Annotated in this window: 1 protein-coding gene and 1 pseudogene; both read right to left on the bottom strand. The window is 42.8% G+C overall.

Going from position 1 to position 1,476, the window contains the following annotated elements; all coding sequences use genetic code 11:
• Window positions 1-244 precede the first annotated feature (244 nt).
• Window positions 245-607, bottom strand: a complete 363-nt coding sequence (locus CDZ87_RS16750; protein WP_100754539.1) for a hypothetical protein — start codon at window positions 605-607, stop codon at window positions 245-247.
• Window positions 608-1,476 (bottom strand): annotated as a pseudogene (locus CDZ87_RS16745) (hypothetical protein); the annotation flags it as partial. It lies immediately after the preceding gene.

The following is a 1,476-nucleotide window of genomic DNA, read 5'->3' as shown; positions in this document are numbered from 1 at the left end:
TTACGCGCTTTGTGTTCCGTGCATCTGGCGGCCAAGTGAGTTTTGTCGTGTGATTCGGCTCAGAAAACACGGTCAAGAATGCAGTTCTTTGCCAAATAAATCAGTCATTTGTGGTAAAACATAACAAACAATTCAAGCAGACCCTCAACGCTCGGCGATTTTAGTTTGCGTTGAAATTCGTGTTGCCGAGCAATGCGGAAAGTGAGCCAGTGCGTTTCGGGCTACTTAATTGGGCGTTATGAGCTTATGGTGTCACGCTTAACCATTTATCCCATAAGATCAAAAGTGAAACGATAAACCAAGACCACATACCCAAAGAGTTCAACCACATAAATATACTAACTTTGTGAGACTTAGCTTTGGTTCTGCTTCGAATTACCGGATAAGCAATCAAATACCACATGTATCTACAGCCAATGGCTGTAGATAGTTGGTTTACTAGGTAGCCATTTTTATCATATAGCTTGTCTAGATTGTTGGCGTAATGCTTATCAAGCGCAATAATATGCTTCAAGTCTCCGTAAGAGACCATGATCAAGAATATACCGCCAGGAACTGCCCATAGTATGCCATAACCACCTATCATCACGATTAATAAAGAAATCATTTATTCAACCTCTAGTAATTCTTCAGCATATTCATAGACAATTTCAGCGACTTCTTTGGCTCCATATGATGTCATTGAGCCTCCTAAAGCGCCACCTAGAACAAAACCTCCAACAGTAGCAATTGCTAGCACTGGTGCGGATGCGGTACCTACCAAGCCTAAAGCTAGTATTATCCCAAGGTTGCCCCCAGCGGTTCCACCAACTAGACCTCCTATAAACGCTGAAACTTCTTTTGTGACAGTTTTGCCGCATTCGCCAGAGCTATTGACATTGCATGCTTCATAGATATTTTTTACACCACTGGTAACACCTAAACCGATACCAATATAACCAACCCCTTTTGTAGCGGATACCCCAATGGAGATATTGGCAATTCGTTTACCAAGGTTTTTGACAAAACCTGACTTCAAAATCTCGTCAGCGTTATGAATCACTGATTTAGTTGACAGTTTGAGGTTGCGTTTTACTTGCGTATAAACAGGTAACTGTACCGAGCGCTTTGATAGTGCAGCAAATGAACCATCTAATTTCTTGAACAGTTCGGCACGCTGAGAGACAAATGCGCCATAATTGATACCTCCAGTACGACTCGCCATGGCTACTTGACTAGCGTACAGGTCATTAATTTCTAACAAGACACCGTTAATATTATTCAAATGTTGCTGTACCGCTGCTGTAGCTATACCAACGCCTGTTGAAGCGTGGGCGTAAAGGTCAGGGGTATTATCATTGGTATCAGCTTCTTGGATATCTGGTTGTTGGTTTGCGTAGTGGTCAAGAAGCTCTAAGTGTCGACTGACCATCGACACGTGTTCATCGCTAAGTTTGCCCAGCTCTTCACTGGCTGCTGTCGCTTCTTCCTTTAGCT

Origin of the sequence: Vibrio salilacus, assembly GCF_002811245.1 — a bacterium.
Classification (GTDB): domain Bacteria; phylum Pseudomonadota; class Gammaproteobacteria; order Enterobacterales; family Vibrionaceae; genus Vibrio; species Vibrio salilacus.
This window is presented reverse-complemented; position numbering and strand designations above follow the sequence as displayed.

What these genes read in the sequence shown, in the direction of transcription:
- CDZ87_RS16750 (WP_100754539.1), bottom strand. Translation starts at nt 607, where the DNA reads ATGATTTCTTTATTAATCGTGATGATAGGTGGTTATGGCATACTATGG.